This is a genomic window from Nonomuraea sp. NPDC003804 (assembly GCF_040610675.1).
Taxonomy (GTDB): Bacteria; Actinomycetota; Actinomycetes; order Streptosporangiales; family Streptosporangiaceae; genus Nonomuraea.
Genome location: NZ_JBEXMT010000043.1, coordinates 48,513 through 75,503 on the forward strand (window position 1 = coordinate 48,513; position 26,991 = coordinate 75,503).

24 protein-coding genes are annotated in these 26,991 nt (G+C 70.5%); 16 read left to right on the forward strand and 8 right to left on the reverse strand.

Annotated features, from left to right (window positions below):
• Window positions 1-3 precede the first annotated feature (3 nt).
• Window positions 4-1,050: a sensor histidine kinase gene (locus ABZX22_RS40365; RefSeq protein ID WP_354920892.1), complete on the forward strand. Its 1,047-nt coding sequence runs from the start codon at window positions 4-6 to the stop codon at window positions 1,048-1,050.
• Entirely contained in the window at window positions 1,047-1,700 is a 654-nt protein-coding gene (locus tag ABZX22_RS40370; RefSeq protein ID WP_354920895.1) for a response regulator transcription factor, read from the forward strand. The genes ABZX22_RS40365 and ABZX22_RS40370 overlap by 4 nt, the downstream gene beginning before the upstream one ends.
• On the opposite strand, the gene ABZX22_RS40375 is transcribed toward ABZX22_RS40370, so the two are convergent.
• Window positions 1,661-2,302 (reverse strand): hypothetical protein, encoded by a 642-nt coding sequence (locus ABZX22_RS40375; RefSeq protein ID WP_354920898.1) that lies wholly within the window; start codon window positions 2,300-2,302, stop codon window positions 1,661-1,663. The two genes, ABZX22_RS40370 and ABZX22_RS40375, sit on opposite strands and share 40 nt — an antisense overlap.
• A 22-nt stretch (window positions 2,303-2,324) precedes the next feature.
• Window positions 2,325-3,104, reverse strand: coding sequence for an HAD-IIA family hydrolase (locus tag ABZX22_RS40380; RefSeq protein WP_354920901.1), 780 nt, complete (start codon window positions 3,102-3,104; stop codon window positions 2,325-2,327).
• Between the two features lie 61 nt (window positions 3,105-3,165).
• On the opposite strand from ABZX22_RS40380, the gene ABZX22_RS40385 reads away from it, so the two are divergent.
• The gene (locus ABZX22_RS40385) at window positions 3,166-4,365 is read left to right on the forward strand and encodes a M20 family metallopeptidase (RefSeq protein ID WP_354920904.1); all 1,200 of its coding nucleotides are present in this window, start codon (window positions 3,166-3,168) and stop codon (window positions 4,363-4,365) included.
• Window positions 4,366-4,530: 165 nt separating this feature from the next.
• Here the strand turns inward: ABZX22_RS40385 and ABZX22_RS40390 are convergent, their stop codons facing one another.
• Window positions 4,531-5,004 (reverse strand): nuclear transport factor 2 family protein, encoded by a 474-nt coding sequence (locus ABZX22_RS40390; RefSeq protein WP_354920907.1) that lies wholly within the window; start codon window positions 5,002-5,004, stop codon window positions 4,531-4,533.
• A 61-nt stretch (window positions 5,005-5,065) separates the two neighbouring features.
• On the opposite strand from ABZX22_RS40390, the gene ABZX22_RS40395 reads away from it, so the two are divergent.
• Complete coding sequence (locus tag ABZX22_RS40395; RefSeq protein ID WP_354920910.1) at window positions 5,066-5,833, forward strand: aminotransferase class IV; 768 nt, start codon at window positions 5,066-5,068, stop codon at window positions 5,831-5,833.
• Between the two features lie 22 nt (window positions 5,834-5,855).
• On the opposite strand, the gene proS is transcribed toward ABZX22_RS40395, so the two are convergent.
• Window positions 5,856-7,295, reverse strand: a complete 1,440-nt coding sequence (gene proS, locus ABZX22_RS40400) for a proline--tRNA ligase (RefSeq protein ID WP_354920913.1) — start codon at window positions 7,293-7,295, stop codon at window positions 5,856-5,858.
• A 443-nt stretch (window positions 7,296-7,738) separates the two neighbouring features.
• On the opposite strand from proS, the gene ABZX22_RS40405 reads away from it, so the two are divergent.
• The 7 genes from ABZX22_RS40405 (at window position 7,739) to ABZX22_RS40435 (ending at window position 14,960) form a co-directional block, all read left to right on the forward strand.
• Entirely contained in the window at window positions 7,739-8,188 is a 450-nt protein-coding gene (locus tag ABZX22_RS40405) for a hypothetical protein (RefSeq protein WP_354920916.1), read from the forward strand.
• 220 nt (window positions 8,189-8,408) lie between these two features.
• Window positions 8,409-10,238 (forward strand): ABC transporter substrate-binding protein, encoded by a 1,830-nt coding sequence (locus tag ABZX22_RS40410; protein ID WP_354920919.1) that lies wholly within the window; start codon window positions 8,409-8,411, stop codon window positions 10,236-10,238.
• 3 nt (window positions 10,239-10,241) lie between these two features.
• Window positions 10,242-11,249, forward strand: a complete 1,008-nt coding sequence (locus tag ABZX22_RS40415; protein ID WP_354920922.1) for an ABC transporter permease — start codon at window positions 10,242-10,244, stop codon at window positions 11,247-11,249.
• On the forward strand, window positions 11,246-12,142 hold the full coding sequence (locus tag ABZX22_RS40420) for an ABC transporter permease (RefSeq protein ID WP_354920925.1): 897 nt from the start codon (window positions 11,246-11,248) through the stop codon (window positions 12,140-12,142). The genes ABZX22_RS40415 and ABZX22_RS40420 overlap by 4 nt, the downstream gene beginning before the upstream one ends.
• 6 nt (window positions 12,143-12,148) lie before the next feature.
• On the forward strand, window positions 12,149-13,135 hold the full coding sequence (locus ABZX22_RS40425; RefSeq protein WP_354920928.1) for an ABC transporter ATP-binding protein: 987 nt from the start codon (window positions 12,149-12,151) through the stop codon (window positions 13,133-13,135).
• Window positions 13,132-14,142 (forward strand): ABC transporter ATP-binding protein, encoded by a 1,011-nt coding sequence (locus ABZX22_RS40430; protein ID WP_354920931.1) that lies wholly within the window; start codon window positions 13,132-13,134, stop codon window positions 14,140-14,142. The genes ABZX22_RS40425 and ABZX22_RS40430 overlap by 4 nt, the downstream gene beginning before the upstream one ends.
• A complete protein-coding gene (locus ABZX22_RS40435; protein WP_354920934.1) occupies window positions 14,139-14,960 on the forward strand; it encodes a GNAT family N-acetyltransferase in 822 nt (273 codons plus the stop codon). The genes ABZX22_RS40430 and ABZX22_RS40435 overlap by 4 nt, the downstream gene beginning before the upstream one ends.
• Before the next feature lie 2 nt (window positions 14,961-14,962).
• Here the strand turns inward: ABZX22_RS40435 and ABZX22_RS40440 are convergent, their stop codons facing one another.
• Window positions 14,963-16,042 carry a DUF1343 domain-containing protein gene (locus tag ABZX22_RS40440; protein WP_354920937.1) on the reverse strand — a complete coding sequence of 360 codons (1,080 nt, stop codon included), beginning with the start codon at window positions 16,040-16,042 and terminating at the stop codon, window positions 14,963-14,965.
• 48 nt (window positions 16,043-16,090) lie between these two features.
• Between ABZX22_RS40440 and murQ the strand changes: the two genes are divergently transcribed.
• From murQ to ABZX22_RS40455, 3 genes are read left to right on the forward strand one after another with little or no spacing between them, the layout of a single operon-like run.
• Entirely contained in the window at window positions 16,091-16,993 is a 903-nt protein-coding gene (murQ, locus tag ABZX22_RS40445; RefSeq protein WP_354920940.1) for an N-acetylmuramic acid 6-phosphate etherase, read from the forward strand.
• Entirely contained in the window at window positions 16,983-18,008 is a 1,026-nt protein-coding gene (locus ABZX22_RS40450; RefSeq protein WP_354920943.1) for a serine hydrolase domain-containing protein, read from the forward strand. The genes murQ and ABZX22_RS40450 overlap by 11 nt, the downstream gene beginning before the upstream one ends.
• Window positions 18,005-19,912, forward strand: coding sequence for a S9 family peptidase (locus tag ABZX22_RS40455; protein ID WP_354920946.1), 1,908 nt, complete (start codon window positions 18,005-18,007; stop codon window positions 19,910-19,912). The genes ABZX22_RS40450 and ABZX22_RS40455 overlap by 4 nt, the downstream gene beginning before the upstream one ends.
• 84 nt (window positions 19,913-19,996) lie before the next feature.
• Here ABZX22_RS40455 and ABZX22_RS40460 read toward each other — a convergent pair whose 3' ends face one another.
• Together ABZX22_RS40460 and ABZX22_RS40465 are read right to left on the reverse strand one after the other, a co-directional pair.
• Complete coding sequence (locus ABZX22_RS40460) at window positions 19,997-21,529, reverse strand: hypothetical protein (RefSeq protein WP_354920949.1); 1,533 nt, start codon at window positions 21,527-21,529, stop codon at window positions 19,997-19,999.
• Between the two features lie 391 nt (window positions 21,530-21,920).
• Window positions 21,921-22,616, reverse strand: a complete 696-nt coding sequence (locus ABZX22_RS40465; RefSeq protein ID WP_354920952.1) for a DUF4097 family beta strand repeat-containing protein — start codon at window positions 22,614-22,616, stop codon at window positions 21,921-21,923.
• 419 nt (window positions 22,617-23,035) lie between these two features.
• On the opposite strand from ABZX22_RS40465, the gene ABZX22_RS40470 reads away from it, so the two are divergent.
• Together ABZX22_RS40470 and ABZX22_RS40475 are read left to right on the forward strand one after the other, a co-directional pair.
• On the forward strand, window positions 23,036-23,842 hold the full coding sequence (locus tag ABZX22_RS40470) for a hypothetical protein (protein WP_354920955.1): 807 nt from the start codon (window positions 23,036-23,038) through the stop codon (window positions 23,840-23,842).
• Window positions 23,843-24,278: 436 nt separating this feature from the next.
• Complete coding sequence (locus ABZX22_RS40475) at window positions 24,279-25,643, forward strand: cytochrome b (protein ID WP_354920958.1); 1,365 nt, start codon at window positions 24,279-24,281, stop codon at window positions 25,641-25,643.
• Between the two features lie 310 nt (window positions 25,644-25,953).
• Here the strand turns inward: ABZX22_RS40475 and ABZX22_RS40480 are convergent, their stop codons facing one another.
• Window positions 25,954-26,838: a TIGR03619 family F420-dependent LLM class oxidoreductase gene (locus ABZX22_RS40480; protein WP_354920961.1), complete on the reverse strand. Its 885-nt coding sequence runs from the start codon at window positions 26,836-26,838 to the stop codon at window positions 25,954-25,956.
• Window positions 26,839-26,991: the final 153 nt, after the last annotated feature.

Consider the following 26,991-nt stretch of genomic DNA (forward strand, 5'->3'; position numbering starts at 1 on the left):
GGCATGTCCCGGTCCTTCCTGCGGCTCGACGCCGCGCTCGCCGTCCTGACGGTGGTCTGCGCCCTCACCTCGCTGGCCTCCGTGGGCGCCCCGCTGACCTGGAACGGCACCGTCCCCGTCGCGATCACGCTCGGGCTGCTGCTGCCGGCCAGGCGGTACGCGCCGGTCACCGTGCTGGCGCTGTCGGCCGCGGTGCTGGTCGGCGCCCAGTACGGCGGGCTGTTCGAGGGCGGCGTCATCTGGCCGATGTCGGTCGCGGTCTTCTCCGCGGGGCTGGCGAACCTGACGTGGGCGAGCGTGATCTGCACGCTCACCCTCGCGGCGGGCGTCGCCCCCACGATGGACCTGGCCAGGGGCGGGGCTGAGCTGCTGTGGCTCGCTCTCGTGCTGGCCCTGGCCCACGGCTACCGCCAGCACCTGCGCTGGCGCGCCGAGCACGAGGCCAGGCTGCGCGAGGCCGCCACGACCAGGTTGGCCGAGCAGCGGCTGCAGATCGCCCGCGAGCTGCACGACGTCGTCGCGCACACCCTCACGGTCGTCGGCCTCCACCTGAACGTCGCCGCCGAGGCCGACACGCTGCCGGAGGCGCGGGCGGCCATCGAGGTCGCCGCCGATGTCCGCAAGAAGGCGATGGCCGACCTCAGGTCGCTGATCGGCGTGCTGCGCGACGTGTCGGGCGAGCCGCAGCCCGAGCTCTCCTCGATCGCCGACCTGGTCGCCAGGGCCAGGGAGGCGGGGCTCGACGTCACCCTCGACGAGCGCGGCGACCCCACCGAGGTGCCCGCCGCGCAGGCCATGGCCGCCTTCCGCATCGTGCAGGAGGCGATGACCAACGCGCTGAAGCACTCCGACGCCCGCCGTCTGCTCGTCCACCTGGACTACTCCTCCCGCCAGGTGCGGCTCGAGGTGGTCGACGACGGCACGGGCCCCGTCCCCTACACCGAGGGCCACGGCCTGACCGGCATGCGCGAGCGGGTCGACGCCCTCGGCGGCTGGCTGGAGATCGAGGCCGACGACGGCTTCGCGGTCAGGGCAGGATTGCCGGTATGACGATCAACGTGCTGCTCGCCGACGACCAGGCGCTGGTGCGCGCCGGCTTCCGCGCCCTGCTGGCCAAGGACGAGGAGATCGCCGTGGTCGGCGAGGCCGCCACCGGCGAGGAGGCGGTACGGCAGGCGCGCCACCTCAGACCCGACGTGGTGCTGATGGACATCCGCATGCCCGGCTCGGACGGCATCGCCGCCACCAGGCGCATCCTCGCCGAGCTGCCCGAGTGCCGGATCATCATCCTGACCACCTTCGACACCGACGAGAACGTCTTCGCCGCGCTGCGCGCGGGCGCCAGCGGCTTCCTGACCAAGGAGGTGGAGCCCGCCGAGCTGCGCCGCGCGGTCGCGGTGGTCCACGCCGGCGACTCGCTGCTGTCGCCCGGCGTCACCCGCAAGGTCGTCGAGCGCTTCGCCGGCCGTCCGGGGCCCTCCGGCACGCTGGAGGCGCTGACGGCGCGCGAGCTGGAGGTCGTGGGCCTGATCGCCGCCGGGCTGTCGAACGAGGAGATCGCCCACCACCTGGTGATCAGCCCGCTCACCGTCAAGACGCACATCTCGCGCGCGATCACCAAGCTGGGCGTCAGGGACAGGGTCCAGCTGGTCATCCTCGCCTACGAGAACGATCTGCGGTCCTCCATCTCCCACAGGTGATCGATGACGTGCCAGGCGACGCGGCGGCAGGCGTAGCGGGTGGACCAGGTGCCCGAACCGCCCTCCAGCAGGAGCGCCGCCAGCTCCTCCCGCATGGCGTCGCGGTCGGCGACCGACCTGTACGGCGGGTACCTGACGCCGAGCCGGCGGGCGTAGGCGCGTTCGGCCTCGGTGACGTGCTCGACCATCCTGGTGCGGTCGCGCCCGCCGCCGCGCGGCCCCTTGCGCAGTTCCTCGGGCGTGGCGGCGGCGGTCTGGTCGAACAGCGCCCAGGCCGCGCGCAGCAGCGCGACGTCACGGGCGAGCGTCGCCGGGCCGGCGGGCTCGGCGTCGGCGGACGGCTCGGCGTCGGGCGCGCCGAAGTCGGTGGTGCTGGAGCCCTTGACCCGCTCGACCACGACGGGCTCGCCGGGCGCGAAGTCGAGGCCCGCCCGCTCGGCGATCACGCGGTAGCGCGGGGCGTAGTCGGTCAGCCGGTCGATGGCCGGTTCCTCGCTTCTGTCGACGCGGCACCAGCCGGGCCAGTCGAGCGAGCAGGCGAACACCTTCTTGGGGCCGAGCTCCAGGTAGATGCGGTGCATGAGAGCCAGCCTGCCGGCCATACCTGACAGGGTGCGTCAGGAATCAGATCCGGTCGACGAGATCGGCCACCGAGTCCACGATCAGCGACGGCCGGAAGGGGAAGCGGTCGACCTGCTCGCGCTGCGTCACGCCGCTCAGCACCAGGATCGTGTAGAGACCCGCCTCCATGCCGCAGACGATGTCGGTGTCCATCCGGTCGCCGATCATCGCGGTGGTCTCGCTGTGGCCGTCGATGGCGTTCAGCGCGTGGCGCATCATCATGGGGTTGGGCTTGCCGACGAAGTACGGCTCGACCCCCGTGGCCTTGGTGATCATCGCGGCCACGGCGCCGCAGGCCGGGAGCGAGCCCTCGTTCGACGGACCCACCGGGTCCGGGTTCGTCGCGATGAACCTGGCGCCGGCCTCGACCAGCCTGATGGCCTTGGTGATCTGGGTGAAGCTGTAGGTGCGCGTCTCGCCCAGCACCACGTAGTCCGGGTCGATGTCGGTCAACACGTAGCCGATCTCGTGCAGCTCCGTCGTCAGCCCCGCCTCGCCTATCACGTAGGCGGAGCCGCGGGGACGCTGGTCGTCCAGGAAGCGCGCGGTCGCCATCGCCGAGGTGAAGATGGCCTCCTCCGGCACGTCCAGGCCGCCCGCGCGCAGCCGTACGGCGAGGTCGCGCGGGGTGTAGATGGAGTTGTTCGTGAGCAGCTTGAAGCTCTTGGCCGACTCGCGCAAGCGCTTGACGAACACGTCGGCGCCGGGGACGGGATGCCCCTCGTGCACCAGGACGCCGTCCATGTCGGACAACCAGGTCTGGATGGGCTTACGCTCAGTCACGCGGCCATCCTACAAATGACCACTTGTCCGGCCAGTGGCGGGCGTGTGAAGAATGTGCTCCATGTCGCTTCTTGAATCAGCACAGGACATGCGGGACGAGCTCGTCCGGCTCCGCCACTCGCTGCACACCACGCCCGAGGTCGGGCTCCACCTGCCCGTCACGCAGGAGAAGGTGCTGGCCGCGCTCGACGGCCTGCCGCTGGAGATCAGCACGGGCGAGTCGCTCAGCTCGGTCACCGCAGTGCTGCGCGGCGGCAGGCCGGGCCCCGCCGTCCTGCTCAGAGGCGACATGGACGCGCTGCCCGTCGCCGAGCGCAACGACCTGCCGTACATCTCCACCCACGAGGGCCGGATGCACGCCTGCGGCCACGACCTGCACACCACCATGCTCACCGGGGCCGCCCACCTGCTGGCCGCCCGGCGGGAGCAGCTCGCGGGCGACGTGGTGTTCATGTTCCAGCCGGGCGAGGAAGGCTACGAGGGCGCCAAAGTCATGATCGACGAGGGCGTGCTCGACGCGGCCGGCTCGCGGGCCGTGGCCGCCTACGGCATGCACGTGGTCTCGGCGATGCTGCCGCCCGCGACGTTCTCCTCGCGCGGCGGGCCCATCATGGCCGCGGCCGACACCTTCGACGTGCACGTGATCGGCAGGGGCGGCCACGGGTCCACCCCGCAGCGCGCGCTGGACCCCATCCCGGCCGCCTGCGAGATGGTCACCGCCCTGCAGACTCTGGTGACCAGGGCCTTCGACGTGTTCGACCCGGTCGTGGTGACCGTCGGCAGCTTCCACGCGGGCACCGTCGACAACGTCATCCCCGACGACGCCCGCTTCTCGGCCACGATCAGGACCTTCAACAAGGACACCAGGGCCCGCGTCAAGCAGCGTGCCGTGCAGCTGGTCGAGGGCATCGGCGCGGCGCACGGCCTGCGGGTCGAGGCGTCCTTCGGCATGGGCTATCCGGTCACGGTCAACACCCCGGACGAGGCGTCCTTCGCGGGCGAGACCATCGACGGGCTCTTCGGTCCCGGCCGCTTCTTCGTGGCCCCGCAGCCGGTCATGGGCTCGGAGGACTTCTCCTACGTGCTCGAGGACGTGCCCGGGGCCTTCGTCTTCCTCGGCGCGTGCCCGCCCGACCGGGACCCGGCGAGCGCGCCGTACAACCACTCCCCCGAGGCGCGGTTCGACGACGCCGTCCTGCCGGACGGCGCGGCGCTCTACGCCTCGCTCGCGCTGTCGCGCCTGTCACCCGCGACGTCCTGACCCGTCGGCTCGCTCCCCGGCCCGTCCGGCGAGGAGTCCCGCGTCCGGCAGCCCCCCTCGTACGGCAAGCCCCCGAGAGGCCACCGCGGTCACGGGGCGGGGCCCGTCCATCACGCCGCTCCGGCGTGCGGGGCGGGCCGCCGCGACGGGGTCAGCTGGACGGGGTCAGCTGATCGTGCGCCAGGTCTGCTCCTCCACCAGTTCCCTGCTGCGCCATCCGGCGGCGGTGCGGACCATGCGGTGGTGATACCAGCCGCCGCCCTGACACACCCCCTTGGCCCCGGCGGCCAGCATCGTCCTCGAGGGCGCCAGCGTGTCGGTGAACGGCGCCAGCACCACGGCCTCGGTGCCCGCCGCCGTACCAGCCGCGGCATCGGCGTCCCCGTCCGCGGCGGTGAAGTCGATGACCGGCGCCCCGACCAGGTGCAGCCGTCCGGGCCACGGCGCCAGCGCCGCGGCCAGCCAGGCGCTGACCTCCTCCAACCCGCCCGCGATCCCGCCCGCCGACCGGTAGTCGATCACGGCGTCGGCGGTGAACACCTCCACGAGCCGGTCCCACTCCCCGGCGTCGACGGCCCTGGCGTAGCGGGCGAGCAGCCCGGCGATCTCCAGCCGGTCGGCGACCTCACGTTCGTCCATGCCCGGATCTAACCAAACGCTTGCTACACACGACAGTCCCGGCCGCCCGTAAGCTGGTCGGGTGATCACCGTCATCGACGGCCGGGTCGCCGGGCCCGAGTCCGCCCTGCCGCTCCTGGCCCGCTACGGCCACTTCACCGCCATGCAGGTGCGCGACCGGCGCACCCGCGGCCTCGACCTGCACCTGGCCCGCCTGACGGCGGCCAACCGCGAGCTGTTCGGCCTCGACCTCGACACCGCGCTCGTCATCGACTCGATCAGGACCGCGCTCGGCGACGACCTCACCGACGCCAGCGTCCGCGTCTACGTCCAGGCGGCCGACGCCGACGACCGCCCGCACGTGTTCGTCACCGCCCGCCCGCCCATCGCGGTCGCCACCACGCCGCGCAGCGTCCGACCCGTCGGCTACCAGCGTTTCCTTCCGCACATCAAGCACCTGGGCGGCTTCCCCCAGGCGTACTACGGAAGCCTGCTCCACGCCGAGGGCTACGACGAGGGCCTGCTCACCGGTCCCGGCGGCCTGATCTCCGAAGGCCTGATCACCAACCTCGGCTGCTTCGACGGGACCGCGGTCATCTGGCCCGACGCGCCGATGCTGCACGGCATCACCATGCAGCTGATGGAGCGCGCGCTGGAGCCGGCCGGCATCCCGCAGGAGCGCCGCCCCGTCAGGGTCGCCGACCTGCCCGCCTACGAGGCGGTCTTCCTCACCAACTCCCACGGCGTGGTCATGGTCGGCCGGCTCGAGGAGGCCGCCCTCAAGCTCGACGAGGCGTTCGCCGCCCGGCTGCTCGCCCTGTACGAGGACGTCGCCTGGGACGCGATCTGACCATGACCCGCCGGGGCAGGGCTCAGTAGGAGCGGCCGAAGACGACCCGCTTGCCGTAGGCGGAGGGTTCCCCGCAGCGCACGCAGGTCCCGGTCTCGGCCGCGCCGTCGAGCGGAACGCAGCGCGGGGTGGCGGCGGCGCGCGCCTTGATGTCGTCCTCGCACGAGGGTTTGCCACAGTGCAGCGCCAGCGCCCACCCCGAGCCGACGGCGGCGGTGAAGGACTCCCACGTGCCGACCGGCGTGGTGCGCTCGTCGCGGAACGCGGTGGCCCGGCGCAGCAGGAACTCCTGGAACTCCGCGAGGATCCCCGGCATGCTCGCGGGCACGGCGGCCAGCGGGAGCGACTGCTTGCCCTCCTCGCCCAGCCTCCTGGCCATGACCACGGTGTCCGACTCCAGGTCGCGGGGGCCCAGTTCGAGGCGGATCGGCACCCCGCGCAGCTCCCAGTCGTTGAACCGGAAGCCCGGCGAGAGCTGGGCGCGGTCGTCGACGTGGGCGCGCACACCGGCCGCCGTCAGCCGCGCCGCGAGGTCACGGGCGGCCGCCAGCGTCCGCTCCCCCTGCTCCCCGCGGCCGATCGGGACGATGACGACCTGGTACGGCGCGAGCCTGGGCGGCAGCACCAGCCCCTTGTCGTCGCCGTGCGTCATGATGACGCCGCCGATCATCCGGGTGGACATGCCCCACGACGTCGTGTGGCACAGTTCGAGGCGGCCGGCCGCGGAGGTGTAGTGGATGTCGAAGGCCGCGGCGAAGTTGGTGCCCATGTAGTGGGAGGTGCCGGCCTGCAGCGCCTTGCCGTCGCGCATCATGCCCTCGATGGTGAAGGTGCGCACCGCTCCGGCGAACCTTTCGCCCGCGGTCTTCTCGCCCGCCACCACGGGAATGGCGGCGATGTCCCGCGCCACCTCGGTGTAGAGGTCGAGGGCGAGCATCGTCTCCCGCATCGCGTCGGCCGCGTCGGCGTGCGCGGTGTGGCCCTCCTGCCACAGGAACTCGGTGGTGCGCAGGAACATGCGGGGCCGCAGCTCCCAGCGCACGACGTTCGCCCACTGGTTCAGCAGCAGCGGAAGGTCACGGTGTGAGGAGATCCACCTGGCCATCATCTCGCCGATGACGGTCTCCGAGGTGGGGCGCACGACCAGCGGCTCCTCGAGCTCCTTGCCACCGGCGTGGGTGACGACGGCGAGCTCCGGCGAGAAGCCCTCGACGTGCTGGGCCTCGCGCCGCAGGTAGCTCTCGGGGATCAGCAGCGGGAAGTAGGCGTTCTCGTGGCCGGTGTCCTTGATCCGCCGGTCGAGCTCGCCCTGGAGCAGCTCCCACAGGCGGTAGCCGTACGGTCGGATGACCATGGTGCCCTTCGCCGGGCCCCGGTCGACGAGCTGCGCCTTGGCGACCAGCTCGTTGTACCAGGCCGAGAAGTCCTCACTCTGCGGGGTCACCCCATGGTCGTCTGCCATGCCGGAAGGATAGCGACGCGTGTCGGTCCGCTCACCCGGTTTCTCGGCCGAGGGGCGGCCCTCGATCGCCCCCGGCCAGTGCGCGCCTCAGCGGCAGGCCACCCGGTACGCGTCCAGCTCGTCCTTCTTGCGCAGGGAGTTGAAGTTCCGCGCGTTCGACCTGGCGCAGGGCCGTCCACGGCTACGTCCCGGAGCTGCGCGACGGCGCGCTCGGCCAGAACGGCTGGGGCGACCTGGCCGTCTCCAACGGCTTCGGCTTCATCGACAAGAACCCGTTCGGCACCAGGTACTTCTACGACGACCCGAAGCTCGCCGAGACCGTCGAGTGGTTCAAGCGCCTGGCCGACAAGGGCTACACCGCCTCCTACGACAAGACCGGCTCGCTGGGCCCGGACGCCGTTCTCGCTTCGGGCAAGGCCGCGCTGGGCATCACCGGCTCCTAGATGATCAACACCTATCTGGCGGACGGGAAGTTCGCCTTCGCCCCGCTGCCAAAGGGCCCCCAGGGTCGGAAGTCGTCCTTCAACGGCCTGGCCGACGTCATCTACGCCGGCACCCGGCACCAGGAGGCGGCCTGGAAGTGGGTGAAGTTCCTGGGCTCGACCGGCTGCCAGGACCTGGTGGGCGACAGCGCCGTGGTCTTCCCCGCCATCTCGTCCTCGGCCGAGCGGGCGATGAAGGCGCACGAGAAGGCGGGGCGTGACGTGTCGGCCTTCACCTCCGTCGCCGACGCCGAGGACGGCACCTTCCTGCTGCCGGTCAGCGACCACGGCGACGAGATCGGGCAGATCGTGCAGACGGCGCTGGAGGAGGTCTGGCTGGGGCAGAAGGATGCCGCCACCGCGCTGACCGCCGCCAACGCGCGCGTCAACGAACTCTTTGGAAGCCGCTGACCAGCGGATACACTACGGGGGTCCCGGCGCGTGCCCTGCGCGTCGCGCGGCCCCCACCCCCCCTTGTGACGCCCTTTTTCCAGCATGGCGGGTGATGAAGGAAAGTTACATTCACCTCACAACTGCTGGAGATTATTGACGCATCCGCGGGCTGACCATAGGGTCCGGACAATCCCCGATCTATACCGGACCCATCGATAAGCCCCCCACGGAGCGGTACATGAAGCGACTAGCAGCCGTAGTGGCGCTGCTCGGTCTCGCCACGACGACGGCGTGCAGCAGCACCGACAACAAGTCCGCGGGCGGTGGTGGGAGCGCCGGCGGCGGCCTCTTCACCACGATCGACGTGAACAGGCCTGGCATCGACGCGAGCGCCCCTGCCAACCCTTACAACCCCAAGGGCAACGCCTTCCCGGGCTACACCACGATGAAGATCGGGTGGGTCGTCAACCACCTGACCGACCCCAACAAGGCGCTGCCCGGCATGGCGGCCAGTTGGGAGATCGCCCCGGACAACTCCTCCATCACGCTCAAGCTGCAGCCGAACGCCAAGTGGTCCGACGGCAAGCCGGTCACCGCCGAAGACGTGAAACTCTCCATCGCCCTCGCCTACACCCAGGGCAGCACGGCCTTCGCCGTCACCCCCGGCGCGGCCGGCGCGGCGGCCGAGGTCACGGTCGTCGACGAGAAGACCATCAAGATCACGCAGGACCCCGAGAACCCCAGCCCCAAGTTCGCGCGCGGCGTGCTCGACACCACGGTGCTGCCCGCCCACGTGTGGAGCAGCGCGGTGCCCGCCACCATCTGGGACACGATCAAGACCGCCCGCGGTGACGGCCCCGAGGCGGAGAAGGCCCGCGAGGAGATCACCGCGCTGGGCGAGAAGGTGATCGCCTTCGCCCCGCCGACCGACGTCGCGGGCGGGCCGTTCGTGCTGTCGCGGGTCAACCCCGGCGAGGCGCTCCTGGTCAAGAACAAGCACTTCTTCAACGCCGCCAACGTGGCGCCCGACCAGGTGAAGTTCCTCAACTACACCGGCAACGAGCAGATCTGGAACTACCTCACCCAGGGCAAGCTCGACCACTCCGGCTTCGTCGCCGCTCCGACCGACGTGATGAACCGGATCAAGGCCGCGCCGGGCAGCGAGGTCATCAAGGGCTACTCCCCCGTGGCCGTCGGCATGGCCTTCAACCAGGCCAAGAAGCCCTACGACAACGTGCACGTCCGCAAGGGCCTGGCCTACCTGATCGACCGCGAGCAGGTCACCAAGGTCGCCTCGCCCGAGGGCGGCACCGCGGCGACCACCATCACCGGCATCCACCAGAAGGCCGCCAACGCCTGGATCCCCGAGACGCTGCCCAAGCTGGAGCCGTACAAGGTCGACCCGGCCAAGGCCGAGGAGGAGTTCAAGGCCGCCGGCCTGACCAAGAAGGACGGCAAGTGGACGCTGGCCGACGGCACGCCGTGGAAGGTCTCCATGCACGCGCCGGCCGGCTTCTCCGACTGGCTGTCGGCCCAGGAGAACATCAAGAGCCAGCTCATCAAGGCCGGGATCGACGCCGAGGTGGTCACCACCGCCGACTACCCGGTCTACCTGGAGGAGCTGGCGGCAGGTAAGTACGACGTCGGCTTCTGGCTGATGGCGCTCGGCCCCGCGCCGTACGACATCTTCCAGCGCCTCTACGGCGCCTCCAACGGCTGGGCCAACGTCGGCGGCAAGGTCAAGCACTCCGCCCCCGGCGAGGCCGGCAACTGGATGGGCAGCCCCGAGGAGACCGAGGTCGACGGCACCAAGGTCAACCCCGGCGAGCTCACCGGCAAGCTGAACTCGGTGGGCCCCGAGGAGGCCAAGCCGATCATGGCGCAGCTGGCCACGGCCGCCAACCAGGACCTCCCGGTCATCCAGCTGTGGGACTACATCAACAACCAGTTCGTCAACAACAGCCGCTTCACCGGCTGGCCGCACGACGACGAGGTCCTGCGTCTCGGACAGGGCGTCCTTCCCTCTGGTGTCTGGATCCAGCAGGGTCTGGTCAAGAAGAAGCAGTAGCACATGACGGTTATCGCTCGGCGACTCGCGGGTCACCTGGCCCGCGGGATCGTCATGATCCTCGTGGTCGCCTCGATCAGCTTCTTCATCGTCAACAACATTCCCGGCGACCCCGTCGCCGCCCGTTACGAGAAGCTCGTCGAGGGGGGCATGTCGCCGGAGGCGGCCATGCAGGCCACCAAGGTGATGTACGGCTTCCTGCCCTCGGGCACGATGTGGGAGCAGTACGTCGACTACATGGGCGGCCTGCTCCGCTTCGACCTCGGCGTCTCGGTCACCAGGCCGGGGACGCCCGTCCTCGACGTCCTGACGGACGCGGCCAAGTGGACCGTTCTACCCGTGCTGCTCGGCACCCTGCTCAGCTTCCTGGTCGGGGTGATCCTGGGCGTGTACGCGGCCATCAAGCGCACCGGCAAGCTGGGTGACGCGCTGGCCATCTCCGGCTCGCTGCTGCACGGCATCCCGCAGTACGTGCTGGCGATGCTGCTGGTGGTCATCTTCGCGACGCTGATCCCGATCCTGCCGGCGGACGGCCCGGTGGACATCCTGTTCGAGCCCGGCTTCAACGCCGGCTACCTCGGCTCCCTGGCCGAACACGCCGTCCTGCCGGTCGCGACCTACGCGCTGTCGGCCTACGGCGGCTGGATCCTGGCCATGAAGTCGAGCGTCGTCACGGTGCTCGGCGACGACTTCATCCTGGCCGCCGAACTACGCGGGATGAAGCGGTCGATCATCTTCAGGTACGTCGCGCGCAACGCGATCCTGCCGCTGTTCACGATCCTGGCGCTCTCGCTCGGTCTGCTGCTCGGCGGCGCGGTCTTCATCGAGAAGATCTTCAACTATCCGGGCCTCGGGTGGCTGCTCATCGACAGCATCACCCTGCGCGACTACGCCCTGATGGGCGGCGCGTTCCTGCTGATCACCGTGTCGGTCGTCGTGGCCAACATCGTGGCCGACCTGTTCTACACCGTGATCGACCCGCGGGTGCGCAGCGGGGAGGGGGGACGATGAGCGCCATCGTGCTGGAGAGCAGCACGGCGACCATCCGCCGCAACTTCTGGTACGGCGTCTGGCGCGTGATGAAGCGCAAGCCCAGCCGCATGGCCGGGGTGATCATCATCCTGGGCTTCGCGTTCATGGGCGTCTTCGGGCCGATGTTCTTCCCGAGCCCGCTGCCGGACAACCCCGACGCCATCACCCAGCCGCCGAGCTGGCAGCACTGGTTCGGCACCGACCCGCAGGGCAGGGACGTGCTCGCGCTGGTCATCACCGGCTCGCGCTACGTGCTGCTCAGCGCCGCGGTGACCGCCCTCATCACGGTGGTCTTCGGCACCGCGCTCGGCCTCTACTCCGGCTTCAGGCGGGGCCGCTGGGACACGGTGCTCATGCGGATCACCGACATGAAGCTCACCATCCCCGGCCTGCCGCTGCTGCTGGTGCTGGCGACGGTGTGGAAGTTCGGCAACCCGATCCAGATGGGGCTGGTGCTCGGCCTGCTCGGCTGGGGCGGTGTGGCGCGTGCCGTACGCGCGCAGACCCTCTCTCTGCGGGAGCGCGGCTTCATCGAGGCGGCGCGCGGCCTCGGCCTGTCCACCACGCACATCGTCAGCAAGGAGCTGCTGCCGAGCATGGCTCCCTACATCGCGATGAACATGCTCATCGCGGTGACCGGCGCCGTCTACGCGCAGGTCGGCCTGTTCTTCCTGGGCGTGCTCCCGTACGAGTCCGACAACTGGGGCGTCATGCTCAACCTCGCCGTCTTCCAGGCCGGCGCCATGATCACGCCGACCGCGCTCGGCTACCTGCTGGCGCCGCTGCTGGCGATCCTGCTGCTGACGCTCGGGATCGTGCTCGTGGTCGACGCCATGGACGAGATCTTCAACCCCCGGCTGCGCGAGGAGTAGTAGGAAGTGGCAAAGCAGGCGCCGGGCGTGCGCATCGACGGCCTCACGGTCGTCTACAAGACCTCGGCGGGCGAGCTGCCCGCCGTCAGGAACGTCAGCATGGAACTGCCCGCCGGCACGATCACCGGCATCGTCGGCGAGTCCGGCTCCGGCAAGTCCACGCTGGCGTTCTCCCTGCTCAACGCGGTGCAGCCGCCCGGGCGGATCAGCGCGGGCAGCGTCGAGATCGACGACCTGGGCGACGTGGTCACCTTCGACGGCGAGCGGCTGCGCAAGGCGCGCGGCGCCCACATCGGCTACGTCTTCCAGGCCGCGCAGAACTCGCTCAACCCGCTCAAGACCGTCGGCAAGCAGCTGCTCGACCTCGGCCGCTCCCACGGCGTCGAGGACCTGCGGGGCCTGGTGAAGGACGCCAAGGACCTGCTGGCCCGCATGGGCCTGGACGGCGCGCGGGTGCTCGACTCCCACCAGCACGAGCTGTCGGGCGGCATGCGCCAGCGCGTCGGCATCATGCTGGCGCTGGTGCTCAACGCCCACGTGGTCGTGCTCGACGAGCCCACCACCGCGCTCGACATGATCACCCAGGCGACGATCCTGCGGATCATCCGCGAGGTCCACGCCGAGCGCGGGCTGACCACCATGGTCATCACCCACGACATCGGCGTGGTGGCTGAGGTCGCCGACCGGCTGGCGGTCATGTACGGCGGGCGGCTGGTCGAGCAGGGCCCCACCCGCCAGGTGCTCGCCGACCCCCAGCACCCCTACACGCGCGGCCTGATCAAGGCCATCCCCCGCCTGACCGGCGACATCAACGAGGCGCAGGCCCTGCCAGGCCGGCCGCCCACGCTGGCCACCGTGCCGAAGGAGGGATGCGTGTTCAGGGAGCGCTGCGCCCTGCGCATGGACGTCTGCGAGACCGCCGACCCCGAGGCGCTGCCGCACGGGGACCGGATCGTCGCCTGCCACGCGGTCAAGGTGAAGGAAAACGCATGATCAGCGGCAAGGGCATCACCAAGACCTTCAAGCAGCGGGGAAGCGTCCTGTCGGGACGGACCGTGCAGGCCCTGCGCGGGGTCGACTTCGAGATCCCCAAGGGCGGCGCGGCCTCCTTCATCGGCGAGTCCGGCTGCGGCAAGACGACGCTCGGCAGGATCATCGCGGGCCTGGAGAGCTACGACGACGGCCAGATCAGCATCGACGGCGTGGAGATGTCGTCGCTGAAGCCGAAGGCCAGGCAGCCGCACTTCCGCAAGATCCAGATGATCCACCAGGACCCCTACTCGGCGCTGAACCCGACCAGGACCATCCACCAGACGCTCCAGGCCCCGCTCGAGCTGCGCGCCAGGCAGACCGGCAGGCCGAAGTCGTGGATCGAGGCGCGCGCCGCCGAGGTGCTGTCCCTGGTCGGCCTGGACCCGGCCTCCGTGCTCGGCCGCTACCCGCACCAGCTGTCGGGCGGCATGCGCCAGCGCGTGGTCATCGCCCGCGCGCTGACCGTCGACCCCGAGATGCTCGTCGCCGACGAGGCCACCTCCATGATCGACGTGTCGCTCCGCCTCGGCATCCTGGCGCTGCTGAAGGACCTGCGGGAGAGCCTCGGGGTGAGCGTGCTGTTCATCACCCACGACGTGGCCACCGCCCGCTACATCGGCGACGACGGCGAGCTGTACGTCATCTACCGCGGCCAGGTCATCGAGCGCGGCCCGGTCGACACGATCATCGCCGACCCCGTCCACCCCTACACCCAGTCGCTGCTGTCGGCCATCCCCGTGCTGCACGGCCTGGAGGTGCCGGGCGCCGAGCCGGTGGTGCCGACCGAGTCGCTGGACGAGAGCCACCAGGACGCCGGCTGCCTGTTCGCCAGGCGCTGCCCGTTCAGGACGGCCGAGTGCGAGGCGAGCCGTCCCGTGCTCGGCATCACCGGCGACATCCCGCAGCGGCACGCCTGCTTCCACCCCCAGCGGCGCAGCGTCGTGGCCACCCATGTGGAGCGCGGATGACAGGGCCGCGCGAGATCGCGCGCGCGGCGCTCACCTTCGACGCCGCCGAGGCTCCCGCCCTGGTCGACCGGCTCATGTCGCCGCCTGCCACCCGCAGGTGGAAGGCGCTGACCACCGACGGCGGCCTCGTCATGGTCTCGCTGTCGGAGCGCGACCCGACGATCGGGCACATCGACCTGCTGGCCGTCCACCCGGACGCCCAGGGCAAGGGACGCGGGCGCGAGCTGGTCGCCGCCGCCGAGACGTGGCTGCGTGCCGAGGGGGCGACGCAGGCGCGCTTCGCCGGCAACCCGCCGGCCTACGCCTGGCCCGGCATCGACGTGCGCTACACCGCCGCCGCGTGCCTGGCCGAGAGCGCCGGCTACGAGCGCTATCACGTCGCCTGGAACATGACCGCCCGGCTGCCCGTCGCCGCCGAGGCGGAGCCGCCGCTGCGGCCCGGCGTCGAACTGCACACCGCCGCCTCCGGCGAGGACCGCGCGCGCGTGGCCGCCTTCGCCGAGCGGGAGTGGAACGCGAACTGGGCCTGGGAGGCGGCCAACGCCACCGGCCTGCACTACGCCACGCTCGACGGCGAGATCGTCGCCTTCGCCGCCTGGGGCGCCAGGCCGCTGTGGTTCGGCCCGATGGGCACCGCCCCCGCGGCGCGCGGTCTCGGCGTGGGCGGCAGGCTGCTGCGCCGCTGCCTGGCCGACCAGCACGCCGCGGGCCTGACCGAGACGCAGATCGGCTGGGTGGGCCCGCTCCGCTTCTACTCGCGCGCCGTGGGCGCGCGAGCAGAGCGGGTCTTCTGGCTCTACCGGCGCGATCTGCGTTGAGATCACCGGTAGAGCAGCTCACCCCGGGGGAGGGTGGGCTCCGGGCACAGCCCGCGCGGGTCCTGTCCTGCCTCCAGGCAGCGCCGCAGCGTGTCGGACCCCCACAGGTGGTCGAGGAAGTCGTTGGTCGCGAACTCCTCGGGATGCTGCGAGCGCGCCACGTGGATCAGCGACACCGCAGTGAACACCGGCCGGAACGCCCGCGGGTCGGTGACGTGCAGCTGGACCCCCCGGACGGCGGCACCGGCGTGCTTGCTGAAGGTCGGGGTGAACCACAGGTCGCGAAAGCGCACGCCCGGCAGTCCGAGCTCGTTGAGCGCCGGCGCGAACCTGTCGTCCAGGTACGGTGCGCCGACCAGCTCGAAGGGCCGGGTCGTGCCGCGCCCCTCCGACAGGTTCGTGCCCTCGACGAGCCCGGTGCCCGGATAGACGAGCGCGGTGTCGAGCGTGGGCATGTTGACCGATGGCATCACCCACGGCAGTCCCGTCTCGGCGAACGGCAGGTCCCTGTGCCAGCCCTCCATCGTGATCACCCGCACCTCGGGGTCGAGCAGCCGCGCCAGCTCTCCCACCGTCAGCCCGTGCCTGGCGGGAACGGCCGCGCCGCCCACGGGGCTGGCGAACGCCATGTCCAGCGGCGGGCCCTCCGCCACGGTCCCGCCGATCGGGTTGGGCCGGTCCAGCACGACGAAGCCGACACCGAGCCGCCTGGCCGACTCCATCAGATCCTTCATCGTCCAGACGTAGGTGTAGAAGCGCGCACCCACGTCGAACAGGTCGAACACCAGGGTGTCGACACCCGAGGCGGCCACCAGGCCGTCCAGCTCCGCCCCCGTCTTCTGGTAGGTGTCGTGGACGGGCAGGCCGTAACACTCTCCCCCGCCTTCGCTGAACCCGGCCTGCGCCGTGCCTCTGATGCCGTGTTCAGGGCTGAACAGGGCGGTCAGGCCGCGCAGCACTGTGGGCGTGGGAGTCAGATCGCTCAGCACTCCGGTCTGGTTGGTGATCAGGCCAAGCCGGTCGCCGGTCACGAGGCCTGGATCCATGGCCAGCCGTTCGGCTCCGGTACGTACGTAAGACATACCTGAAGCTTATTTGCATACGAGATGCCAAAGGTGGAAATTAGCGTCATGATTGATCGACTCCCCGAGCTGTCCACGGAGCAGAGCGATCCGCGCTACAGCCAGATCGACCGGCTGCCGACCTCGGAGATCGCCCAGTTGATGAACCAGGCGGACGCCACCGTGCCCGCCGCGGTCGGCGCGGCCCTGCCCGCCATCACCACCGCCATCGACGCGATCGCCACGCGCATGCAGGCCGGAGGCAGGCTGCTGTACGTCGGCGCGGGCACCTCCGGCCGCCTGGCCGTCCTCGACGCCTCGGAGTGCCCACCCACCTTCGGCACCGACCCCTCGCTCGTCCAGGGCGTCATCGCGGGCGGCCGGCCCGCGCTGACCAGGTCCGTGGAAGGCGCCGAGGACGACTTCCCCGCCGGCCAGCGGGCCCTGGCCGACCTCGACGTCGGCCGGCTCGACTCCGTCGTGGGCATCTCCGCCAGCGGGACGGCACCGTTCGTCCTCGGCGCCCTGGCCGAGGCCGGCCGCCGTGACGCCCTCACCGTGGCCCTGTCGTGCAACCACCAGACGCCCCTGTCGGCCGCCGCCGAGCACGCCATCGAGGTCGTCGTGGGACCCGAGGTGGTGACCGGCTCCACCAGGCTCAAGGCCGGCACCGCGCAGAAGCTGGTGCTCAACATGATCTCCACCATCTCGATGATCAAGCTGGGCCGCACCTACGGGAACAAGATGATCGAGATGTCCGCGATGAACACCAAGCTGGCCGGCCGCGCCGCCCGCATGGTCAGCGACATCACCGGCGCCGACCCCGAGAAGGCCAGGAAGGCACTGGACGCCGCCGGCGGCCAGGCCAAGATCGCCGTCGTGATGATCGAGCACGGCGTCGACGCCGACGAGGCACAGGCGTTGCTGGAATCACACGGCTCCCGCCTGGAAGAGGTACGGCATGCTCGCTGACATCCTGGCCGCCGCCACCCCCTCCGTCGTACCCGCGGCCGTCGCGCTGATCGCCGTGGACGGCGAGATCGCCGACGCCGCGGCGGCCGGCGAGCTCGTCCGCTACACCGACTCCCAGGGCACGCTCGCCCCGGCCCGGCCCCCCGCCCGCCGCGACTCCGTCTTCGACCTCGCCTCGGTCAGCAAGATCTTCACCACCGCGGTGATCCTGTCCCTGGCCGCCGAAGGACGCCTCGACCTCGACGCGCCCGCCGCCACGTGGCTGCCCGACCACTACGGCCACCGCACCCACATCACCCCGCGCCACCTGCTCACCCACACCGCGGGACTCCAGCCCACCCACCGCGTCGACGACGTGCCCCCCGACGACCGCCTCGACACCATCCTCGCCACCCCCATCACCTCGCCGGTCGGCGGACCCTACCTGTACACCGACGTCGGCATGATCACCGCCGGCCGGATCGCCGAGATCGCCGGCGACGCACCGCTCGACGCCCTCGTCCGCGACCGGGTCACCACCCCGCTCGGCCTCGCCGACACCCGCTACCGCCCGATCGGCGCCCCCGGCGACCAGGCCGACCTCGCCCGCATCGCCAAGACCGAATGCCACCGCGCCCTCGGCGAGGTGCACGACGAGACCGCCCACTCCCTCGGCGGCGTCGCCGGGCACGCCGGCCTCTTCTCCACCGCCGACGACCTGCTCCGCTTCGGCGAGGCGCTGCGCCTCGGCACCCTTCCCCTCACCGGCGAGATGACCCGCGAGCACCCCGTCCAGGACGCCCCCTTCCGCCACGGCCTCGGCGTCCGCATCGGCGACCCCGGCATCGTCGGCCCGCTCACCGACGCCTACGGGCACTCCGGGTTCACCGGCACCTCGCTGATCGTCGACCCGGCCCACCGGCTGACCGTCGTCCTGCTCACCAACGCCGTCCACCCGCTCCGCGGCCGCCCCGGCATCAGGGACCTCCGCAACGCCGTCGCCGCCGAGGCCCGGCAGATAGGGTCTCGGCCATGAAACCCGCAGATATCTCCCTTCTGCACACGCTCGGCACCCCGACCGTGTCCCCCGACGGCACCCACGCGGTCGTCGCCGTGACCCGGCCCGACCTCGAGGCCGACGAATACCGCGGCGAGCTCTGGCTGGTGCCCACCGACGGCGGCGCCCCACCCCGGCAGCTCACCGCCGGACGCAGGGACGCCGAACCCGCCTACTCCCCCGACGGCCAGTGGCTCGCCTTCACCCGCGCCGAATCAGGCGGCCGCCCCCAGGTGCACGTCATGCCCACCGCGGGCGGTGAACCATGGAAGGTCACCGACCAGCCGCTGGGCGCCGGCAAACCCGTGTGGAGCCCCGACTCGCGCCGCATCGCGTTCGTCGCCCGCGTCCCCGAAGAGGGCCGGTACGGCGACGCCAAGCCGGACAAGGAACGGCCCCGGCGCATCACCACCCTGAAATACCGCCTGGACAACCTCGGCTTCTACACCGACCGGCGCTCCCACGTCTTCGTCACCGACCCCCACGCCTCCCGCACCTCCGTGCCGCCCGCCGTCCAGGTGACCGAAGGCGACTTCGACCACGACGCCCCGGTCTGGAGCCCCGACGGCACCCTGCTGGCCTTCAGCGCCGCCCGGCACGACACCCGCCACCACACCCACTACGCCGACATCTGGCTCGCCGGCCCCGACGGCACCGGACTCCGCCAGATCACCGACACCACCCTGTCGGCCGGCCAGCCGCGCTTCACCCCCGACGGCGCCACCGTCTGCTTCGTGGCCGCCGCGCCCGGCCCCACCGGCCGCACCCTCATCGCCGAGCATTACGGCGTCTGGTCCGTGCCCGCCGACGGCTCGGCCCCGCCCCGCCGCCTCACCGCCGCCGAGCCGTACCACCTGGCCAACAACGGCGTCATCGCCACCACCGGCGACGGCGTGCTGTTCCCCTCGGAGAACCGGGGCGCCTCCGACCTGCTGCTCGTGCCCTACGACGGCGCCGACCCCGAGATCCTGATCTCCGGCGCGCGCGAGGTCTACGCGCCCGCGCACGCCGCCGGCACCATCGTCGCCACCGTCGCCGACCAGACCAGCGCCGGCGAGCTCGTCGCCCTCCGCGACGGCAAGGAGATCACCCTCACCGCCTTCGCCGCCCTCACCCCGCTCCCCCTCGAACAGATCACCACCGCCGCGCCCGACGGCTACCCCGTGCACGGCTGGATCGTCCGCCCCACCGGGGACGGCCCGCACCCCGTGCTGCTGATGATCCACGGTGGCCCCTTCACCCAGTACGGCTGGCACGTCTTCGACGAGGCCCAGGTCTACGCCGCCGCCGGATACGCGGTCGTCATGGGCAACCCGCGCGGCTCGTCCGGCTACGGCCAGGCCCACGGCAAGGCCGTCATCGGCGACGTCGGCGCCGTCTCGGCCACCGACCTGCTCGCCCTCCTCGACGCCGCCCTCGCCACCGGCGGCCTCGACAGCGGACGCGTCGGCGTGCTGGGCGGCTCGCACGGCGGCTACATGACCACGTGGCTGGCCGCCCACCACGGCGACCGCTTCCGGGCGGCGATCAGCGAGCGGGCCGTCAACGCGATCGACAGCTTCCACGGCTCCAGCGACATCGGCTGGGCGTTCGCGCTCGACCTCTACGGGGCCGACCCCGCCGGGTGGGCGGAGCTCAGCCCGCTCAGCCACGCGTCCGGCATCGACCTGCCGTTCCTGATCATCCACTCGGAGCACGACTGGCGGTGCCCCGTCGAGCAGGCGCAGCGGCTGTTCGTGGCGCTGAAGCTGCGCGGGGTGGAGACCGAGATGCTGCTGTTCCCCGGCGAAGGGCACGAGATGTCGCGCTCGGGGCTGCCGTCCCACCGGGTGGCCCGCTTCGAGGCCATCCTCGACTGGTGGGAGCGCCACCTGACCGCCTAGCGACCCGGTGACGCCGGCCTGGTGCCCGGAACCCGAGCACCAGGCCCACCACCCCACGTCCTTCACGTGGATGATGCGGTCGAGCTACATCAGCTGCGGAGTTCTCGGAGGCCGTACGGAGTGGTCGGCGGCAAGGCACTGCGGCATCTGGTCGATCAGGAACCGCCAGACGTTCTCGCCGTCAGCCCGCGTGAAGTAGGGGCCACTGTTGGCGTAGTAGCCAAGCAGGCTCCACCCGACCCATCCTTGCGTGCGAGGAACCCACATGATGTGCGCCGGGCTGTCGTGACCGCTGTGACACAGCCCCAGGTAGTGTCCGATTTCATGGACCAGGACGTACTCGAAGACCTTGTACGGTGAAACGTCGCGGTGGATGACCCCTGAGCCGCCGCTTCGATGGACGGTCACGCAGCAGGGATCGGTACGGTCAGGCGGCGTTGTACAGGTGGCGCCTTCGGCGATATTGCGGCCGCTGCAGGCGCCCAGCAGCTTGTCCGAGGTGTAGCGGAAGGCGCCGATGGCGACGATGATGCACTCCTCTGGAGAGCGCGGGCCGGGGTTCGTCGCGCGTAGCCCGGCGTTGCGAAGGTAGTCGCCGAGGTCGGTGTTCACGCTCACCCCGTCGGCCGCGAGTTCTACGCGGAACAGGTACTCGTCGCGTTCGGTGATGTCTCGGACGGCGTACTGGCCGAACTGCGGGAACCGTTCGCTGGAATTCCAGTTCAGGTCGACGCCGATGCGCTTGCACTTCTTGGTGGCGATGTTCGTCTTGTGGGCGACGACCCGATCTTTCATGGCGTAGACGCGGATGCGTCCCGTGGCGCCGTTGCTGTCGATGTATTTCCGCAGTTGAGAGCGGCGGATGGGTCCGGTGCCCTCGACGCCGTTCTCATCGACGAACTTGACGACGGTGCGGGCGGCGGGGCCGGTGAGGTTCCAGAGTTCGCAGGTGTCGCGATCGCTGAAGAGATGCGCCAGCGCGTACAGGTCGAGGGTGCCTTCGTGGTGCCATTCGGCGAGCTTGGCGTTGATGCTGTCAAGCCGCCACACGTAGTGTTCGGCCTTGAGCGGCAGTCCGTACGAGGCTCGGTCCAGGCCGATGTGCTCGCGGATCTTCTCCAGCGTCGGGAGGTCGCTGCTGAACTTCTGCTCGAGGCGCTGATCGATGAATCGGCGAAGGTGTTCACGGTCGCGGGCATCCAGCCACCCGCCCACGATGTAGCCGCCCGTCACTGTGCGTGTGAGGTCGACGCCGGCGTCGAGGGCATCGACCCCGAGATTGCCGAGATCGTTCACCAGTTTGCAGAAGTCGCCGCGCAGCACGTCTGAGACGATCGCTCCGCCGTCTCTCAGCAGGTCGGCGGCGTCTTCGACGAGGTCGGAAGCGTTGTTGACGAGGCCTCGGATGCCTCCTAGCACGACGTTGCTCGTATGACACAGCCAGCTGGGTCCGTTGGCGCATAGCCACCCGTTGGCGTCCCCCAGCCAACCGCCCGCGGTGTCCAGGACTTCGTCGACGGCCCCCTCGACGAGGTCGGTGGCGGTGTCGACGGCATCTTCGACCAGGCCGCCGGCCCCGGAGGCAACGTCGGAGACGGCGTCGGCAATGTCGCCCAATCCCCATCCCATAGGTCTCCCCGTTCTCTGTATGTGCCCGGCTGCCGTTTCGTTGTCGGTGACGACCCCGAACGTCAGCTGCTCGCTCGGCGCCCACCAAGCGGCAGCCTCAGGTCGGTGCCACCGCCGGAGGGCGGGAGGTGACCTCGCGCACGTTCGTTACCGTGCTCGAAATCGCCTCCAGTAGAGCTGTTCGCAGGAACTGCTGTCATGTCGCGAAATATCGTGACTTGACAGCCGGAGGGAGATGGTCGTGGCCGCAGCGCACAGCCTGTGGCGATCGCCGAGCAGCTGCTGCCCAACGGCTACACGCCGCCGTTGACACCAACGAAGCTGGAGGCGTGCCGGCCCACGGAGTCGGGTCTCGGCGGCCGCCACGGCGTCCGCCGCTTCACTGGGGCAGGATCTTCACCTCGCCGACGCCGGAGGAGACCGAGACCTTGCGCGGTGCGCTCGCGTCGTCGGTCACCTTCACCACGGTACTGCCTACGCCGCTGTCGGTGGTCACGTCGTAGCGGCCCTGCGGGAGGTGGAGCGTGGCGTCGCCCGCCCCCGTCTGCGCCTCGACGCTGTCCGGCGCGCCGCCGAACTTCAGATCGAGCTCGCCCGCGCCCGTCTCGGCGGACAACCGCTTGCCCGCGAGCCCGCTGGCGCCGATGTCGCCCGCGCCCGTCTTCACCTCGATCTCGCCGCTCAGCGAGCGCAGGGTGATGTCACCCGCTCCCATGTCGACCTTGACCTTCAGCGCCTTGGGAACGTCGATCGTGTAGTCGATCCAGCAACTGTCCAAGGCCTTGTCGCAGTCGTAGGACAGTTCGAGGACCTCCCCCTTCACCGGGTGCGAAGCCTGGGGCGCGGTGTCGCGCCAGTGCATCTTCTCGGTGACCTTGATCCCGGCTCTGTCGCTCTCGTTGACCACGACATCGCCGGCCCCGCTCCTCACCGTCAGCTGGACGACCTTGTCGGTGACCTCGTACGACTCGGTCTTCTCGTCCGTCGCCACGCCGAGCCCGGCGAACCCGCAACCCGTCAGCACCGTCGCGGAGAGCGCCAACGTGGCCACGGCGATCATGCCCCTCGTTCTCATGACCACCATGCTGTCGGAGGACGCGGGGGGCGGCATCGGGGATCACCCCTACTCGTCCCGGACACCCTGAGGCCCGGCCCCGTAGAGGGACGTCAGCCGAGCCCGCCGCGTCGCGGGAGCACGGTTGACGTCATCCGCCACCTCAGCACGTCAACAGGGCACGCAGGAAGGTCCGCCGCTGCTCGTTGAGCTCGGCCCGGACGTGTGCCGCGGTGGGACCCGCTGGGCTCAGCTCGGCGACCTGCCGGCGCGCCTGGGTCCAGGTGGCGGGTGCGCTCGCGCTCGGTGGCCAGCCGGGTGGTGGAAGCGCTGCGACCGGCCCGACCCGATGCCGCAGCGGCGCAGATCCAGCCGTCGATCAAGGTGTGACGCCGCTGAGACCTGGTACTGCGAAGATCGCTTGCGTGATGAGACGACGAATGGCGGCAGCGTTTCTCATGGCGGCCGTGCCCACCGCGACGGCAGGTCCTGCCGGACGGGCCGATGCCGTCGTGGATCCGGCCGGTGTCATCCAGCGCCAGCTCGTCCCCGGCCAGGGGGTGAAGATCGTCGAGCGTTGGGGATCACGCTCGCCTGACGGCAGCTGGTCGTTCACCGATCCGGTGCGCGGCGTCGTCGGTTTCGGCAAGGGCACGATCGTGGCGACGGATGTGAAGGACCCCAATGTGGCCATCGCCGGTACCCGCAAAATCTGCATCGGCAAACGCGAGTACGAGTCGTACGTCAAGCCCGACCCCGATGAGCCACTGCCGCCGGGCAAGACCTGGGTGACCTTCGAATGGCCGTGCCAGCTCTTCCTGAAGGCCGGACCCCACCTCAGCCTCACCGAGGCGGCCAACCTCCGAGCCGTGCTGGCCACCACCGAACGCAAGCGGCCCGCCGGGATCTACGACGGGGTGCGCACCACCCTCTACGAGGGCACCATCACCTTCGCGCAGCTCCACAAGGCGAACCCGGACATGCGCATCGGCTACCACCGCAGGCCCCCCACCGGTAAGTACGCCGGTTGGAAGGTGTCCTGGCGGTTGTGGATCGGCGGCGACCAACTCGTCCGCCGAGCGTGGAGCTCGTGGCGCGAGCTGAACGACGGCCCTGGCAGGTCCGCGGGCGATGCGTCCTACGAGGTCCACTCGAAGGAACTTCGGCTGTCGGACTGGGGGATGAAGGTGCACATCAAACCGCCGCCCGCCGAGCAGACGGTGGAGTCGGAGGAATGGCACCGCTGACCTTGATGACGGCGCAGCTCGGCTGACCACTCCCTCGCGACACGGTCGATCCCGCCGAAGGCGCGCCTGGCCAACAACAAGCGGGTTGAGCTCGGCGACCTGGGTCGCAGCGACCAGAACGACCCCTACCCGGGCGCCGACATCCACCGGCCCCGCTCTTCCCTGTCCTCTGACGGCCCTCCGCGCCCGGTACGTTTCCGGAGATCCGCCGAGTGGAGCACGACGGAACGACCCACGCCTCTGAACAACCCGGTAGGGACTCATCACGAGCAGCGCGCCTGCTTGCATGGGCGGTCGCCGCCTCCCGGGGCCTTCGACGCAGGGCTACACCCCGCAGCGTGATCGACCTCACTGGTCGCGATGTCACATTCCGGGCGGCAATTCAGTCCTTTGTTCAGAGGACGAGTTTCCTGGAGGCGGAATGCGCGTGTCACGCATGCGGCAGCAAGTGTTCGGGGGCAGCCACTGGTCGTTCCTGTTCGGGGAGATCGCGGCCTACTCCTTCGCGGTCCTGGCCGTGACGGGCCTGTTCCTCATGCTGTTCTTCGATCCGGACATGTCACGGGTCACCTACGACGGCGGTTATGCCCCGCTGCACGGGGTTCAGGTGAGCGCGGCCTTCGACTCGGCCATGCGCATCAGCTTCGACGTCACAGGCGGCCTGGTCATCCGCCAAGTGCACCACTGGGCGGCACTCATCTTCGCCGCCGCCATCGTGCTGCAGCTCCTACGCATGTTCCTGACCGGCGCGTTCCGCCGGCCCCGACGCTCTCAGTGGATGACATGGGTGACGCTGCTGGCGCTCGCCATGGCCGCGGGGGAAACCGGCAAGATCCTCCCGGACGACCTCCTGTCAGGCGGCAGCCTCTGGCTCATCAACAGCATCGTGCTGTCCATTCCCGTCGTCGGGACCTACCTCCACCAGCTGCTGTTCGGCGGGGCCTTCCCCGGCGAGGACATCGTTCCCCGGCTGTACTGGGCGCATGTGCTGGTGCTGCCACTGCTCGTGGCGGGCCTGCTGGCCCTTCGCGCCCGGCTGGTCCGCCGGCACGGTCACACACGCTTCCCCGGCGCGGTGGGGGGACGTCCCGCTACCCGCACGCTGGTGGCGGGTGCGACAGTCGGGGTGCTGGTCATGATGGGCGTGCTGGTCCAGATCACCCCCATCTGGCTGTACGGCCCGGCCAACCCGGGCCAGACGGCGGCGGGAGCCGTACCGGACTGGTACATGGGCTTCATCGACGGCGCGCTCCGGCTCATGCCCGCATGGGAGGTCACCGTCTTCGGCCACACCCTCAGCCTCGTCGTTCTCGTGCCCGGCCTGGTCGTACCCGGCGCGTTCTTCACCGTCCTGGCGCTGTACCCGCTGATCGAGGAGCGCGTGCTGACGTATCGCGCGCGGCGCGACGCGAACGGGCGCCCGATGAACAAGGAGCGCCTCGCCCGGGTCCGTACCCGACACGACGTCCTGGACCGGCCACGGGCCACCCCGGTCCGCACCGGTCTCGCGGCGGCCGGGGTCACGTTCTACGGATTGCTGTGGGCCTCCGCGGCCAACGACCAGATCGCTCATGTCTTCCACTTGTCACTCGAATCCGTGACCAACGCCTTTCGCGTAGCCGTCCTCGTCGGCCCGATCGTCGCCTTCGTCATCACCCGCTGGCTCTGCCTCGGCCTGCAAGCACGTGATCGCGACGTCGCCGCGCACGGCGTGGAAACCGGAGTCGTCGTCCGGACTCCGGAGGGCGGATATCACGAGACACACCGCCCCGACGAGGCGGTGCGCTCGAGTCCACGGTGAGCTGAAGCGGCGGACGAAGTCCAGCGCGCAGCGATGATCCGCGGTCCGCCACCCGACCGTGAGGTGTGCACCTGACGATCCACGTGGAACGCGCCGGACGCCCTGGGACGACGACACACTCCAACGCCCGATCTCACCAGGCGCGAGGTGCGACGGCGACGCTCTGCAGCCGAAACGCCTGACGGCCCCGCGTTGTGCGCCTTCCGTCACACCCACGTGCGGTCGCCGTTCGTAGCGACCGAGCGTCGGCCACCTCAGAGGCCGGTGACAGGCCGGCGGCCGGGGAAGCCGGGTGCCGCGCACGGGTCCGTCAGGGGGCGAGGGCCTCCAGCGCCTCCTCCGCCCGGCGCATCGCCTCCTCAGGCGCGGCGGTCACGATGTCGGCCACGAAGTTGAGGTCGTGGAACACCTCCGTCACCCCGCGAGCCGCCAGATCCGCCACATCCTGCCTGATCTTCTCGTACGGCCCGGTCAACGGCGGCCCGTCGACGGCGTCGGTGACCGTGGTGACCCCTCGGCAGATGAAACGTAGCGCCTCGGGATCGCGTCCGGCTTCCCGTGCCGCCTCCTTTACGATGTAGATTTTTTCGGCGATGCCGCCCAGGTCTTCCCTGCTCGCGCTGACCCAGCCGTCGGCGAGCCGGCCGGCTCTGCGCAACGCCACCTCGGCCCCGCCGCCCAGCAGGATCGGCGGGATCGGCGTCGGCTTCGGATCCATGTGGGAAGCCTGAATCCGGTAGAACTCGCCCTCGTGCCGGACCACATCGTCAGTCCAGCACTTGCGCAGCACCTCGATGAACTCCTCACCCCTGCGGCCACGCTTCGCGAAGTCGACTCCCATGGCCTCGAACTCCTCGCGCAGCCAGCCGAGCCCCAGCCCGAACGACACCCGCCCGCCCGAGACCTCCTGCAGCGACGCCACCTGCTTGGCCACCAGAGCGGGTGCCTCGAAGGCGTTGACCACGGCCACACCCAGCCTGATCGACTCGGTGACGCCGGCAAGGTAGGAGAGAGTGACGATGGGGTCGTGGACGCTGCGGTACGTCGGGCCCATCGCGTGACCCTCGGGGTAGAGCAGGCGCTGAAAGGTCCACAGCTCGTGGTAGCCGAGTTGCTCGGCGCGGGTGGCGATCCGGCGCATGTTGGCGCGGGTGGCCCACGGCCCGGACACGGGAACAGCGAATCCAGTCCTCATATCAGGCCAGCCTACGGTCCCCTTGGCAAGGCCACCCACGGCGCGCCCTCGAAACAGCCCGGAAAAGCAGAAAGGGCCACCCCAACCGGGATGGCCCTTACCGTAAAGATTGCGCGGCGGCGACCTACTCTCCCACACCCCTTCGAGTGCAGT